The following is a 12,967-nucleotide window of genomic DNA, read 5'->3' on the forward strand; positions in this document are numbered from 1 at the left end:
TAAATAAATTCTTATATGTCAATTTTGGCGGCGATTGCAGTTTTGGCAGTCTTGATTCTTGTTCACGAGCTTGGTCATTTTATGGCAGCTCGTCTGCAAGGAATCTATGCCAATCGCTTTTCTCTTGGCTTTGGTCCAATTCTCTGGAAATATCAGGGTCCAGAAACTGAGTATGCAGTGCGAGCGATTCCCCTAGGGGGGTTTGTGGGTTTTCCTGATGATGACCCCGATAGCGATATTCCCCCCAATGACCCCAATTTGCTCCGCAACCGACCGATTCTAGACCGGGCAATTGTGATTAGTGCTGGTGTCATTGCTAACTTAGTCTTTGCTTACTTCCTGCTTGTGACTCAGATAGGAATGGTTGGCATCTCCCAATTTAACTACCAACCGGGTGTGGTAGTGCCTACACTTGCCCCAGAAAGCAGTTTAGTGGCTACAGAAGCAGGCATCAAACCAAGAGACTTAATTCTCGCCGTAGATGGTCAAGAGTTGGAAGCAAACCGGGAAGGGATTACTTTCCTGATGAAAGCGATTCAAAATCATCCCAACCAGCCCCTCCAAATGCGGATTCAGCGTCAAAAACAAACGCTACTGTTGAAGGTGGTTCCGGAACCAGGGATAGATGGGAAAGGAAAAATTGGTGTACAACTTTCTCCCAATGGAGAGGAAGTGCGTCAACGTGCTGGTAGTTTGCTGGAGGTATTCAGTCGTGGTGCCGAAGAATATCAACGTATTACAGTCTTAACCTTGGAAGGCTTTGGTCAGCTACTGAGTAATTTTGGCGAAACGGCGGAACAAGTGTCAGGTCCAGTGGCAATTGTGGCGATTGGAGCCGATATTGCTCGTTCCAATGCTGTCAATCTTTTGCAGTTTGCAGCTCTGATTAGTATAAATCTAGCGATTATTAATATTTTGCCCCTACCAGCCCTTGATGGTGGTCAGCTGGCTTTCTTACTGATTGAAGGACTTCGAGGTAAGCCCTTGCCCATGGAAGTACAGCAGAATATTATGCAAACTGGGCTAGTGCTGCTTCTGGGTTTAGGTGTCTTCTTGATTATTCGGGATACAGCTAACCTGGGTTGGGTACAAAACTTATTCCAGTAACCCGTGTTTGGTTGTTACAGGTTGCAGGTTATAGGTTGCAGGTTATAGGTTGTAGGTTATAGGTTTCAGGTTATAGGTTTCAGGTTATAGGTTGCAGGTTATAGGTTGCAGGTTATAGGTTGCAGGTTATAGGTTGCAGGTTATAGGTTGCAGGTTATAGGTTCAAAGATTTCTTGACCTAGGGAACGTTTATCCTGTGGGTTTTACTGGTATAGCTTTAGAAGAGATTTACCCGAGATCTTCTCAACATTGAACCTTCCAACCTTCCAACCTTCCAACCTTCCAACCTTCCAACCTTCCAACCTTCCAACCTTCCAACCCATGAGTATTACCCGTAAATCGTCTGCCAAGCAGCAACGATCCCTAGAAATTCTAATTCGCCTGAAGCAACTCTATCCGCACGCTACCTGTACACTGAATTACGAAACGCCAGTACAGTTACTGGTGGCAACCATTCTTTCAGCTCAATGCACTGATGAACGTGTGAATCAGGTCACACCAGGGTTGTTTGGCCAGTTTCCTGATGCTGTTGCGATCGCTAGTGCTGATATAGAAGTCTTGGAAACTTTAGTGCGCTCTACTGGCTTTTATCGTAATAAGGCGAAAAATCTTCAAGGTGCCTGCCGCATGATTGTTAAGGAATACGGTGGTCAGGTACCGAAACAAATGGACAAACTCCTCAAGTTGCCCGGAGTTGCTCGTAAAACCGCCAATGTAGTACTTGCCCATGCCTATGGTATTAACCAGGGAGTCACTGTAGACACTCACGTCAAGCGCCTCAGTCAGCGTTTAGGATTGACAGAATACACCGATCCCATCAGGATTGAGCGAGATTTAATGGGGCTTTTGCCCCAGGAGGATTGGGAAAACTGGTCGATTCGGCTGATTTATCATGGTAGAGCAATTTGTAAAGCCCGAAAACCTGATTGTGATGCTTGTGTTTTGGCGGATTTATGTACCAGTGCAGATCTGCCTCAGGTAACGACTACTAAAACAGATACCGGGAAAACTAATTAAGGCGATCGGATAAGATAATAAGGCAGTGTCTTGTTAAAGAATAGAGTTTCGAGAATTAATGGCTAAAAAATCAATGATTGAGCGCGAAAAAAAGCGCAAAAAAATGGTAGAAAAGTACGCAGCTAAGCGGGAGGCGCTCAAGGAAGATTTTAAAAATGCTGCGACTCAACGAGAAAGGTTAGAGATCCACCGGAAAATACAACAGCTTCCCCGCAACAGTGCCCCCTGCCGTGTGCGGAACCGTTGTTGGGTTACAGGGCGTCCTCGAGGTTACTACCGAGACTTTGGACTATCTCGCCATGTTTTGCGGGAATGGGCGCACCAAGGTCTATTGCCAGGTGTAGTTAAATCAAGCTGGTAGATTAACTGGTTGCAGGTTTTAGGTTGCAGGTTACAGGTTGCAGGTTACAGGTTGCAGGTTACAGGTTACAGGTTACAGGGTAAAAGATTGTCTAACTTACCGTAGTCTACCCTTCGGGTTTTCCTACTGAAGAGCAGCATAGCCACTCTCCCTTAATCTTCAACGGGCTCTTGCATGACCCTCTCGGAACTTTCAACCTTAAAACCTTTAACCTGAAACCTTTACTGCCCACAACAGCGGTCAATGCCAAGACTTTGTAAGAGTAGGTCACTGACAGCGTTAGCGATCGCAAATTCCCCGTAAAAACTTTCTGTAAAGTCAAACGCCTGCATTTCTGTAACAATAGCAATCACAAGTGAACCCAAATCATTTTCTCCTTCCATCCGTTGACGGACGAAAATCTGGGCGGCGCGTTGTGCAATCGTTTGATTAATTGCTTCTGGGAGAAACTCTTGATCTAGCCATTGCGCAAGAGTTTCTCGTAACCATTCACCTTCCTGCTGAGGATTTTCAGCCGGTGGCAGAGTAATCGCTGGAATTGGTTTCGGTTTAGCCATAAATAAGGTTTAATGACGGCTAAGCTAAATAGTTTTCTGTTGACCTTTGATTCTATGATACTTTGACACTCAACACTTAACACTCAATACTCCACACTCAATACTCCACACTCAACAAACTGATCCTGGTCTTTGCTATTAAAGAGCAAATAGCCTCTTGACTCGCTTGCGAACCCAAACTAGAATATTTTTGTCATCTTCTGCCGCATCCAACAAACCCATTTTCCGCATCTGTTTTTGTCGCTCAGCTAATTCTTCCTGATGTTTGCCTAATTCCTGGACAATAATCTCCGATAGATCTGGATAGTCCTTCAAGAGTTGTTTAAAACCTTTATTGCTAATTACAAATAATAGTGACTCTTCTAAGGCTCTAACTGATGCTGTTCTTGGTACGCCTAACATTAACGAAAGTTCGCCAAAAAATTGACCTGCCTGAAGACTATTAAGAGTTTTGTTAATCCTCTCTACAAAGACTTCGACAGAACCAGCTAGGATAATATAAAATGCATCTCCAGGGTCTCCTTCATGAAATAACATCTCTGAGGGACGTAAGCGCTTTCGGTATCCAATTTCAATTAATTGTCTTAGTTCTAATTCAGTAAAATTTTTAAAATAATCGACCTGCCGCAGTAAGTCACGTAAAGCTAAAGGTCTAGGTGTTTTAACTTTGAACGACTGCTGATTTGATTCTTCAATAGTTTGTTCAACAGTTTCAATATTTTGGCTGTGAATCTCTTTCCCCATCAGGGCTTCAGGGTTACGCAGCCAAAAATCCCTTTGAGGGAAAGGAATTGAGATTCCCTGCTGACGTAAATTATATTCAATAATAAAATTCAAAGAACTTCTTATCAAAGGTTCTTGATCAATTCGATTGACCCATACCCGAAGTTCAAAGTTTAAGGCACTATCACCAAACCCTTTAAAAAGAACTCTTGGTGTCGGCTCAGATAAGACAGATGGTTCTAAATAAGCAGATTTTAATAGGACTTCTGTCACTAATACTGGATCACTATCGTAAGCAACTCCTACAGGTATGTGTATACGGGCTTTATAGCTGTCAAAAGTCCAGTTAAGCATTCGGTTTTCTACCAAATGAGAGTTAGGAACTACTACATCTCCCCCCTCCCTTGTGCGGATGATTGTAGACCGCATCGAGACTTCTTTAACATATCCGGATAACCCATCAAATTCAATAAAATCACCAACTCGTATTGTTCGTTCTAATAGTAATGTCACACCACTGATAAAGTTTTTAGTTATATCCTGTAGTCCAAAACCAATTCCAACCCCTAAGCCACCAGCAATAACTGCTAATGACCCCAATTCAAAGTTATTATTCAGAACAATTACAATGCCTAATATCCCAAATGCGTAGCTGATGATTGTAGCGATGACTGCTCGATTAGCTTCGTCAATCCCCATTTGGGGAAGTAGCTCTTGTTTTAAAAAGTTTTTTAGGGTACTAGCCAGAAAAATTACTATCATTAAAGACAGTACTAGCTGTATTAGTAATTTAATAGATACTTTAGTATTACCTACTTCAAAAATGGTTAATTTAATTAGATCTAAACCACCTATAAAATAGATAATATATACCAATACAGTGAAAATTGTATAACTAATTAATTTAGCAAAAAAATCTCTTTTTTTTGGATCATTTACTAGCTTATTAAGCAGTTTACAATTCAGGAATTTTTTGAAATCTTGAATGAGAAATTTAGCAATTAAAAATAAAAAAATTAATTGAAGTATGGTGAGAAGAGAGACAGGCACTTCTCCCAGTTGGAAGAGAGATTTTTTTAAAAATTTTGGAACTAATTGATCAAGAGGCATAAATAACTGCTTTTCAGCTATGAATCTATATTTATACCACTTAATCTTAGTATTATTTTAGGATTCAGATATCAGAGTTGCTATTTACCACTTTTCCATTTGGCAACTCCTAGACCAGTTAAATTCCTTGCAAGACCAAGGATGAAGCGCTTTGAGGAACACAACTATTGTCTTGATGCAGTCGCTCATGGGGGAAACCCCCAAGACCGCGCTGCATCGCTTTTTCTTAGTCAAGCACAAGTAACAAACCTGAGAACAAACCTGACAACAAAGCCTAAAAAGCCCTTGCCACACTTACACAACCACTAATCAGTAGCTAATCAGCACTCAGCACTAGCTTCAAGTTAGCTTTAGAGGTTATTACATATAATACCATGTTTGACAATGATGTGACGGTCTCCGTCAAATGTAATCATACCACGGTTATGGAGTTTTCCACTCCATCACAGAAACATGCCTCCAGATCACATGAAGCTCACCCAACACCAGTCCCAAGATAGTTCCTAGAGGAGAAATTTGCCAAAACCAAGGCACAAACATTAAATAAGGAAAGGCACCTGCGTGCGCGATCAAGGATTACCAGGGGGTTCTTAGTTAATACAGCATAGTGAATGAAACTACGATTCTTACTATGGTGTACTAGCGCATGGAATTTACCAAAAATGTGCTCAGGGACATGGTAAACAAAAGTAGACAGGAAATCCCAAAGTAGTAGCTGCACGCTTTGCAACCAATAATATCTTAATGATGAACACATCTAACTCCTCTTCCTATTCGCTGATCTTAGCTGTCCGGTAAAATTCATCCCACATCTCAATCCGTAAGGATGAGTGTGGGATGAATTTTACACAGAGTCTTCTGGGATAGGGAAGCGAGCTATCAAGCTTCTAAGTAGTTCAGATGAGGTCATCCCCCTGGGATTGACCGTAGGTCACGCTACGGGAACGGCCTCCTGTTTTAATTGTCGTTTCTCAAAATCAGTCAACCTAATCATCACTGTTTTATCTTTTATTTTGTATTAACATATGTTACGTGTGTTACTATTATGGTAGGTCGATAAGCAGGAGATGACAAGTGAGAGCAGCGTATCAGTACAGACTCAGACCAACTAAATCGCAGATTGCCAAGATAGAGAAATGGTTGGATATGTTACGCCACCAATACAACTATTTATTAGCTGACCGATTTAACTGGTATGAACAAAACTGTTGTCCAGTAAATTCTTGTCCTCTTGTTTGTCATCTACCGGAGTTAAGAAACAAGCCCGAATACTTCTCGCAAAAGAAATCTTTGCCTGACTTAAAGAAGGATAGGCCGTGGTACGGAGAGATTCATTCTCAAGTCTTGCAGGATTGCGTTAAAAGGGTAGACCTGTCTTTTAAGCGGTTCATTAAAGGGGATTGCAACGGTAACAAAAGTGGAAAACCGAGATTTAAAGGTGAAAATAGGTACAAGTCTTTTACTTTTCCATCTCTTTCTAAGGAACCGGTAAGCGGAAACATCTTGACTTTGCCTAAGTTTGGTAAAATCAAGATGATTTATCATCGACCTATTCCAGAAGGCTTCAAGATTAAGACAGCAACAATAACAAAAAAAGCTGATGGGTACTACGTTACACTGTCAATTCAAGATGATTCTGTTCCGGACATAATTCCAATAGTAATGGTCACTAATCCTGTCGGTATTGACATGGGACTCAAATCTTTCTTGATTAAGTCTGATGGTACAGATATCCCTATTCCTCAATATTACAGGAAAGCTCAAAAGCGACTCAAAAAAATCCAAAAAGCTGTTAGTAGATCCAAGAAAGGTAGTAACAACCGAAAGAAAGCTGTAACTAAATTAGGGAAAGCTCACAAAAAGGTTGCTGACACCAGAAAAGACTTTCATTTTAAAACAGCGAAGGGATTACTAGATGATCACGACCTAGTCGCTCACGAGAAACTCAATATCAAAGGTTTGGCCAAAACAAAAATGGCTAAGTCAGTTTTAGATGCTGGCTGGGGACAATTCCTGTCTATCTTATCAACCAAAGCCGTTCGCGTAGCGTGGCCTACGGCCTTAAATGCTGGGTTGGTTACAGTTGCGGTGAATCCCCGAAATACTAGCCAAAATTGCTCTAATTGCGGTAAAAAAGTACCGAAAAAATTAAAAGACCGCATCCATTCTTGTCCTCATTGTGGTTACGTGGCTGACAGGGATGTAAATGCGGCAATTAATGTATTGAATTTGGCGGTGGGGCATCCCGTCAGCAGTAAAGCTTTCCGAGTATCCGAACCAATGGGTGGAGTTGGAAAGAAGCCTACACTGAACCTGAAAAGGTCAGTGTAGGAGTATGTCACTCAACTTACCACTTAGTAATTAGCATCAATTACCATAAAAGTTCAATCTTCCATTTCAGTTGACTCAGTTTGATCGGATTGGGTGCTTTCGGCATTTATCAACGTATTATTGAATGAATTGATGTTCCGCTTTCGTTCAGAGGCACGCTTATCCAAAATTGTCTTCAGCCTTGCTGAAGGCATTTCTCCATTAATATGAATCTGAATTTTCGGACCGGAACTAGCTAGACGAATAATCATCCCATCGATAACCGGCATTTGGGTAATCCGCTTGCCATCCATATACGTACCATTGGCACCTAAACTGATAATTTCCCAACCATCAGGATTTCGCCGTAGTTCTACATGGTGACGGGAAACTACAGCGCTATAGAGAATAACATGATTATCGGTTGACCGGCCAATCCGAATCACTGATTCTGTTTCAAAGGGCCAACTTTGAACAGGCACAGACTGGAGAGGATGCAGTAGGGTTAGGGTAATCGCCGGTGTCACATCTTTCAAGGATTTTGTCCTCACGGCCTGATACTGTTAACTATCCCCCACCGACACAACGTGGGATTTCCTTGCTTATACAGCCAAAACGGCTGCCAGAATTAGTCATATCTGCTTAGATTAGCAAGGACTGACATGCACCCCAATTAAGGCACACCTATATTAATATATAGTTTGCTGTAAATACTATGACTATAGACGACCTTAGTAGAAGGGGCAATCTAGGAGAGTGCCACCATGGTGAATTATTAATTTGAAGTACCCCAACCTGCTTGGCTGAGCTGGCGTTCGCATAGCGTGGCCTACGGCCATGGGATTGCTCGCCACCTCAAGCCAATCAGGGACGGTCTTATTCGTCTTTAGAGTTTCCCGCTTCATCCGCCGAAGCCTCAACCAGAGGCGCGCCTGCCGGTTTTGGTCTTACTCAGCGTCCACAGGCAGACATCCGCCTTCTAAGGACGTATTTTGCGACAGACAAACCTTGGAATCACAGCATATAGGCTAACCAGCCGGGGCTTGTCTCTTCCCTGAACTCCGAAGCGTACTTTGTAAACCTAATGGTCTAAGTTAACCAAATAAGACTGTTTTTAAGGTAGCCTTTTAGTCGGTCAGGCGGGTCATCAACCAGCTCTATTTTAGTACGATTCGTCACAAGTTGTCGTCTCGCTATCCATCTCGGAGACGAAACCGTAAGAGTGGACTTTCGCGAGTTTTGTTCAAAGGAAGGTCTGCAATTGTCCATAACCCCTAGCAACGAAACATCCTCACGTAAACTGCCCCGATAGTAAACTGCCCCGACCTAGCTAGCGCTTTAGGTCGGGGCTTTGTCCCAGATCAATTTTGCACAACCAGCTGTCACACCCACCTAGTAACGAAAACTCAAGAACTTTGGAACAAAAATGTCACTTTATCACCTTTCCCCAAGCTAATGCGATCGCCTGTTCTTAGTCGATGCCGATTGCCTGGTGCTAGAGACGTGTGGTTGACATAAGTGCCATTGGAGCTGCCTACATCTTCAATATAATAGATATCCCCTTCAACTCTGATATCGGCGTGAATGCGAGAGACAATGTCTGAGTCAGGAAAACCAGAGACATCAATATCCGGGGGAATTTTATCATTGGGCTTACCCATATGAATCACTGATATATGCTGCGGTAACTCAATTGTTGTATTGGTTTGCATATGCAACAGTTGAGCTGAGATTACCTGCAACTGAGTTTGGGCACTACCTCTATCGGGTACAGGGAGCGGTGGCGGGTTCTCTAAGTCAGCTTCTGGTATTGACGGTGAGGGTACGTTTTGGCTAGATTCTTCCTGAGAAAACCCTAAATTACCAACGGTAGGTAGGGGCAATGGTAGGGTTTCTAAGTCAGGATTCTGTGGTTGATATGCTTCTGTGTTGAGGGCTGGATTAACAACCGTAGCTGGCATAGGGGTGGTAGATTCAGCATCATCAGAACTGATAGGATTGGATGCTGGATCGGGGACTTGAGTATTCATAGCCATGGATATAGGTTCAACAAGTGGGTCTGGGGATACCAAGTCGGGTATCTCTGGGGTAGAGTTTGACCCTGATTTCTCCCCTTTTTCCATATTGGCACCCACATTCAAGTGAAATCCACACTGACCACAGAAGCTTGCGTCAGTCTGAACTGTTGCACCACAGTTAGGACAGCTGGTAGTGGAAGGTAAGGGAGTGTAGCAGGCTTCACATTGGGTAGCCCCTTCCGGATTTTGGTGATTGCAGTTAGGGCAAACAATCATATAACTTTAATTTATTATTTTTAACAGCTATTATCTAATTTCAGATAATGTGACGATCATACACTTCCCGATCGGGCAAGTGTAGGCTTAATGCACCTCTTAAGGCTACCAGAACTTCTTATCCTTTGGAGACTCTGCGCGAACGAGGCAATCAAGTTATAGAACTATCAATAACTTGATTGCCTCATGGCGCGTTTTCTTGCCAGGAAAACGTACTGCCCCACTTTTAATAGACTTGATTGAAGTTACTTTTTGGTTCTTTTTGCTGCTATCTAATTCAGCAACCTTCTCGCTGATTAGACTACAGTAGACTTTGGCTATTTTCGGTTAAAATCGAAATTAATTCCTGTCCCGCATCCAAGCACCACTCCCCTATCTGAGGAGACCTGGGATTGGTGCGGGTTTTAGCTAGAGTGGGAGCATATAAGGCAAAAGGCTTCCACACAAAAGGCTACCAGGCAAGTCACCCTAATGAATTATCAAAATCCCTAAAAATATAACATAATCCCCTAAAACTATAATAGTTTCTCAGTAACTGGATAGAACTGTTTCGCACTTCATCGTTCACACTTGACACTTCCGTGCTTGTCAATGTTTCAAATCTTCACCTGCTGATTGATCTAGAAGCCACCAAAGTTCTCCTTGGGGCTGGATCAACCGAGCTGGATAGGTTTGTGGATCAGCTTCGGGGGCAAATATTTGAGCTAAGGCTGCTCTTTTGCCAGCACCAGCAACCAGAAACATAACGCAGTTGGCATGGTTAATCAAGGTGGAGGTAAAGGTGATTCGTGGTTGACCATCTTTGTTGCCAACTGTAACGAGTCGGTCTTTTACTTGCAGAGCCTCTGTATGGGGGAATAGGGAAGCAGTATGGCCATCATCACCAATGCCTAACAAAATTACATCAAAGCCAGGAAACTCTCCTACTGGTATGCCAAAAAACTCATACAGTTGAGCTTGATGTTTATCCGCGTCAGCAGCAGGGCTAGAGCCGTCGGTGGGCATCGGGTGAATGTTAGCCTCTGGTATATCGACTTTGTCTAACCAGGCCAGACGAGCCATCCTTTGATTACTATCCGGGTCATCGGGACTAACATAGCGTTCATCACCCCAAAACACATGAATGTTATTCCAGGCAAGGTCAAAGGTAGCGATCGCTTCATATAAAGGCTTGGGGGTGCTACCCCCAGCAAGGGCAATGGTACAACGACCTTTAGCCTGGATTGCTCCTTCGATTTTACTGAGGACAACATCAACAGCTCGCCTAATCAAAGCTTCTTTATCCGGTACAACTTCAACCACTTTGTTCATAAAACCTTTCTGCCGAGGAACACTACATCCACAAGACTACCGTTAATCAGCTATTGTGCGATCGCTTTACCTGATTCAGGAAGAATACCAGAAATTATCCTAACACCTTGATTAGTGGTTAATGGTTAATGGCTAAGGCTGGTGACGCTCACCTAAAAGTTAGAGGGCGGGACTTCCCATCAGCACTTTAACACCAGGAGCGGATGTTGGAGTTAGGATTCTCGATTGCCATAGGTTAATATGGGCAAAGCGCCATGGTTGGCCTTCGTGCTCTTCTATTTTTCAACTTTACTGAGTACTCTAAAAACTAGTAAGCCAGTAAGTTTAGGAAGGATTACTCAGTAAATTCCCCAAGTCGATGATTAAGTTAATCTAATAATCGCGCTTCATAGCCCATGAATACTAATTCTGTTTATTCGTCGTTTACTGCTCTGACTCTTAAAGTTGTCGGGCTGATAATGATCGTTTCCTCTCTTTTGGATTACATCATTTTGGCAATTCCCACACAGGGAGCTAGCCTGTTAAAGCCAGAGTGGCAGTTGAACTTTGCTACCCAAGTTGTTGACCGAGGTATTATCCCTATGGTTGGCATTGGGTTTTTATTTGCTGGATATTGGATTGCTCAAAGTTCTGCTAGCGGTACTACAGAGCCAAAATCTTCGGTTCAAGATCTCCGATTTTGGGTGCTGTGTCTGTCTAGTTTTCTAGGGTTGGTCTTTCTGCTAATGGTACCCCTACATCTCAATAACCTTCGTTTGCAAAGTTCCCAGGCTCTAGAACAAATTAACCAAAGAGCCAAGACCGCCGAAGTTCAACTGGAAAACCGCACTCAGCAAGTCACTGAACTTCTCAAAAGTCCTCAAGGTATAGCCCAGGTAGAAAAGAGATTGGCCGATTTAGACGCAGCTATTAAAAGTGGTAGGATTCCAGCACAACAGCTTGAGCAAGCAAAAGCTCAGGCTAACAGAGTTAGACAACAATTGCAGGCAATTAAGGAAAACCCTGATGTGCTCAATCAAGAAGTAGAGCAAAATATTAACCAAATCCGTAGTCAAAAACTTCAATTAGAGAAACGAGCCACCACAGAAGCTTTCAAACTGGGCATTAAAACGGGTTTGAGTAGCTTACTCCTAGCAATTGGCTATATTGCCATTGGCTGGACCGGATTACGAGGGTTGGGAAGTACACCAGTAACCCGTCGTGGGCAAGCTTAGTAGGGTGGAAACTTTTAACCCTGACCAGATTTTTGATAATGATCCCCTTGAGATGTTCTCGATTTATATCCTGACCTACAACGAAGAACTAGATATTGCTGCTTGTATCGAGTCAGCCCTACTCTCGGACGATGTGATTATCGTAGATTCAATCAGTAGCGATCGCACTGTAGAAATTGCTAGTCAGTATCCGGTGCGAGTTGTGCAGCACGCCTTTGAAAGTCATGGACGTCAGCGCACCTGGATGCTAAAGGAAGTGCCCACCAAGTACGAATGGGTCTATATCCTTGAAGCTGATGAACGCATGACCCCTGAATTATTTGCCGAATGCCAGGGAGCAATACAACGAAAGGAGCATGTGGCTTATTACGTTGCTGAGCGGGTCATGTTCATGAATCGCTGGATTCGCTACTCTACTCAGTATCCCCGTTACCAACTACGGCTGTTTCGTAAGGACAAGGTTTGGTTTGATGATTATGGTCATACGGAACGGGAAGTATGCGATGGACAGACTGGTTTTATAAAAGAAACATATCCTCACTACACCAACAGTAAGGGATTTAGCCGCTGGATTGATAAACACAATCGCTACTCTACCGACGAAGCTCTCGAAACTTTGCGCCAGTTGGAGCAAGGAACTGTTAAGTGGCAAGACTTATTTTTTGGGCGTTCGGAAGTAGAAAGACGCCGTGCCCTGAAAAACTTGTCCTTACGCTTGCCCTGGCGACCTGTATTGCGTTTTATATATATGTACTTCCTACTCGGAGGCTTCTTGGATGGTCAAGCCGGGTTTGCCTGGTGCATGTTACAAGCATTTTATGAGTATCTGATATTGCTCAAAGTTTGGGAACTTAAGCATCCCATGCCCCCTCCGAGTAACCGTGTGATTTCCTCAACTTCCCCAGGCTCAAAAGACTCTGATGCTACCCAAGTAACTTCGCAGTCACTAAGCGAGGATTAAGT

13 protein-coding genes are annotated in these 12,967 nt (G+C 43.1%); 7 read left to right on the forward strand and 6 right to left on the reverse strand.

Annotated features, from left to right (window positions below):
• Positions 1-15 precede the first annotated feature (15 nt).
• The 4 genes from rseP (at position 16) to rpsN (ending at position 2,485) form a co-directional block, all read left to right on the forward strand.
• Entirely contained in the window at positions 16-1,107 is a 1,092-nt protein-coding gene (rseP, locus tag F6K52_RS04590; RefSeq protein ID WP_293074673.1) for an RIP metalloprotease RseP, read from the forward strand.
• 248 nt (positions 1,108-1,355) lie between these two features.
• Positions 1,356-1,445 (forward strand): PT domain-containing protein, encoded by a 90-nt coding sequence (locus F6K52_RS36910; RefSeq protein WP_364416060.1) that lies wholly within the window; start codon positions 1,356-1,358, stop codon positions 1,443-1,445.
• On the forward strand, positions 1,429-2,124 hold the full coding sequence (nth, locus tag F6K52_RS04595; RefSeq protein WP_293074675.1) for an endonuclease III: 696 nt from the start codon (positions 1,429-1,431) through the stop codon (positions 2,122-2,124). The genes F6K52_RS36910 and nth overlap by 17 nt, the downstream gene beginning before the upstream one ends.
• Before the next feature lie 58 nt (positions 2,125-2,182).
• Positions 2,183-2,485: a 30S ribosomal protein S14 gene (gene rpsN, locus F6K52_RS04600; protein ID WP_293074677.1), complete on the forward strand. Its 303-nt coding sequence runs from the start codon at positions 2,183-2,185 to the stop codon at positions 2,483-2,485.
• A 221-nt stretch (positions 2,486-2,706) separates the two neighbouring features.
• Here the strand turns inward: rpsN and F6K52_RS04605 are convergent, their stop codons facing one another.
• The 3 genes from F6K52_RS04605 to F6K52_RS04615 form a co-directional block, all read right to left on the reverse strand.
• Positions 2,707-3,042, reverse strand: a complete 336-nt coding sequence (locus F6K52_RS04605) for a hypothetical protein (protein ID WP_293074679.1) — start codon at positions 3,040-3,042, stop codon at positions 2,707-2,709.
• Positions 3,043-3,180: 138 nt separating this feature from the next.
• Positions 3,181-4,875, reverse strand: a complete 1,695-nt coding sequence (locus F6K52_RS04610; protein ID WP_293074681.1) for a cyclic nucleotide-binding domain-containing protein — start codon at positions 4,873-4,875, stop codon at positions 3,181-3,183.
• A gap of 423 nt (positions 4,876-5,298) precedes the next feature.
• A complete protein-coding gene (locus F6K52_RS04615) occupies positions 5,299-5,448 on the reverse strand; it encodes a hypothetical protein (protein WP_293074683.1) in 150 nt (49 codons plus the stop codon).
• A gap of 501 nt (positions 5,449-5,949) precedes the next feature.
• Between F6K52_RS04615 and F6K52_RS04620 the strand changes: the two genes are divergently transcribed.
• Complete coding sequence (locus tag F6K52_RS04620; protein WP_293074685.1) at positions 5,950-7,206, forward strand: transposase; 1,257 nt, start codon at positions 5,950-5,952, stop codon at positions 7,204-7,206.
• 53 nt (positions 7,207-7,259) lie between these two features.
• Here F6K52_RS04620 and F6K52_RS04625 read toward each other — a convergent pair whose 3' ends face one another.
• The 3 genes from F6K52_RS04625 to pgl all read right to left on the reverse strand — a co-directional run bounded on the left by F6K52_RS04625 (position 7,260) and on the right by pgl (position 10,790).
• Positions 7,260-7,721 carry an FHA domain-containing protein gene (locus F6K52_RS04625; protein ID WP_293074687.1) on the reverse strand — a complete coding sequence of 154 codons (462 nt, stop codon included), beginning with the start codon at positions 7,719-7,721 and terminating at the stop codon, positions 7,260-7,262.
• Positions 7,722-8,591: 870 nt separating this feature from the next.
• The gene (locus F6K52_RS04630; RefSeq protein WP_293074688.1) at positions 8,592-9,479 is read right to left on the reverse strand and encodes an FHA domain-containing protein; all 888 of its coding nucleotides are present in this window, start codon (positions 9,477-9,479) and stop codon (positions 8,592-8,594) included.
• A 588-nt stretch (positions 9,480-10,067) separates the two neighbouring features.
• Positions 10,068-10,790, reverse strand: a complete 723-nt coding sequence (gene pgl / locus F6K52_RS04635; protein ID WP_293074690.1) for a 6-phosphogluconolactonase — start codon at positions 10,788-10,790, stop codon at positions 10,068-10,070.
• A gap of 395 nt (positions 10,791-11,185) precedes the next feature.
• Between pgl and F6K52_RS04640 the strand changes: the two genes are divergently transcribed.
• Both F6K52_RS04640 and F6K52_RS04645 read left to right on the forward strand, forming a co-directional pair.
• Positions 11,186-12,004, forward strand: coding sequence for an HpsJ family protein (locus F6K52_RS04640; protein ID WP_293074692.1), 819 nt, complete (start codon positions 11,186-11,188; stop codon positions 12,002-12,004).
• 52 nt (positions 12,005-12,056) lie between these two features.
• Positions 12,057-12,965 (forward strand): glycosyltransferase family 2 protein, encoded by a 909-nt coding sequence (locus F6K52_RS04645; protein ID WP_293074733.1) that lies wholly within the window; start codon positions 12,057-12,059, stop codon positions 12,963-12,965.
• The last annotated feature ends 2 nt before the right edge of the window (positions 12,966-12,967 follow it).

It is taken from the genome of Moorena sp. SIO3H5, assembly GCF_010692395.1.
Lineage (GTDB): Bacteria > Cyanobacteriota > Cyanobacteriia > Cyanobacteriales > Coleofasciculaceae > Moorena.